At 32.4% G+C, this 1,423-nt stretch carries 2 protein-coding genes; both read left to right on the top strand.

What is annotated here, in order from left to right; all coding sequences use genetic code 11:
• The first annotated feature begins 170 nt into the window (after positions 1–170).
• The gene (locus WA249_RS18850; protein WP_016140167.1) at positions 171–674 is read left to right on the top strand and encodes a YfiR family protein; all 504 of its coding nucleotides are present in this window, start codon (positions 171–173) and stop codon (positions 672–674) included.
• Between the two features lie 5 nt (positions 675–679).
• A partial coding sequence (locus WA249_RS18855) for a CHASE sensor domain-containing protein (RefSeq protein ID WP_336170933.1) occupies positions 680–1,423 on the top strand: 744 nt, incomplete at its 3' end.

Raw genomic sequence — 1,423 nt, forward strand, 5'->3', positions numbered from 1 at the left:
AGCCTTTTTCTATCGAGTGCCGCTTTTTTCTTCTATTTTGCGGAAAAAGTCATATATATGCCTTCTTTTTAGGCACTTCAATCAACTTTAGATGAGATATTAAACTTTTTTTACTTTATCAACTTCATGTAGAATAGATTATTCGTGCAATAGTTTGGCATTAACTCACCATGTGGCAGTTCGCTAAAAAAGTATTTGTTTGCATACTTGTAGTGTTTGCTACGAGTGGGCCTTGTTATGCCAATTCAAAACATAACTTCTATGTGCTTACTTTATCTATTCTAAGCTACAGTAAGTGGGAGAATGTGAATACTCCTACTCTTTGTGTTATTGATAATCCCTCCATTACATCTACCTTTCAATCTTATATCCAGCAAATGTCTTATAATTATCGTGTTCAAACTGTAAACGCGAAAGATTTTGCTCGTTCACATTGTCAGGCTGTTTATTTCTCTACTACTACGCCACAGCAACAACAAAGTCTTATTCAGAACTATCCTTATCGTTCTTTACTTTCTTTAAGCATTAATAATTCAGAATGTGAAATAGGAAGTATCTTTTGTTTATATAACCAAAATAATTACACTACCTTTAAAGTTAACTTAGATGCTTTAAGTCACTCCAAAGTTCATATTGATCCGAGAGTATTACTCTTGGCTAAGAATGCGGAGTAAGGGTCATGATATCAAAGTTGTATCAGTCCACTTCATTACATGCTTTATTTAGAAAATCTCAATTTACTATTTTCGCAATTACTTTCTTTATCTGCTCTTTTACGTTTGTATCAATTTCTGTTTTTACAATGGAAACTTACGCCAAACAAAACTTGCAATTGCTTAGCCATACTCTACTAGAGCGTATTCAGCCCGCAGTTGTATTTAATGATAAAATTACGATAGAGCAAATTTTGAATGAATATACGAATGACCATTCAATTCGTACTATTCATATTTATGATTCAGAACATCATTTAATTGCACAAAGTTTTAAATTATCAAGTCAGACTTCAATTTTAGAGGGCTGGTTTGATCATTGGTTTTTAAATGAACCTGTTCATCTTACAATTTACCATCATGAACAAAATGTAGGTGAATTAACACTTTTTGGCAGTTCTGAAAAAATATTGCAATTCCTCAAAATGATTATGGTGGGGCTTGCAATTGCGATGTTGTTTATTGTTTGCGCTTTGTGGTGGTCAGTAAACTTAACTTATCGTCAAATTATGCAGGCTATTTATCCACTTACCAATATTGCTCAAATTGTAAGTGAGCAAAAAGCTTATAATCTTCGTTTTCCTTATAATCGTATTAAAGAATTTCAAGATTTAAATACCGTTTTTAACGAGTTACTTGAAGAAATTCAGATATGGGATAACCAGCTACAAAAGGAAAATCGTAAATTATCCTTTCAGGCTCATCATGAC

The organism is Acinetobacter sp. 161(2023), from assembly GCF_037027805.1.
Classification (GTDB): domain Bacteria; phylum Pseudomonadota; class Gammaproteobacteria; order Pseudomonadales; family Moraxellaceae; genus Acinetobacter.

What these genes read in the sequence shown, in the direction of transcription:
- WA249_RS18850 (WP_016140167.1), top strand. Translation starts at nt 171, where the DNA reads ATGTGGCAGTTCGCTAAAAAAGTATTTGTTTGCATACTTGTAGTGTTT.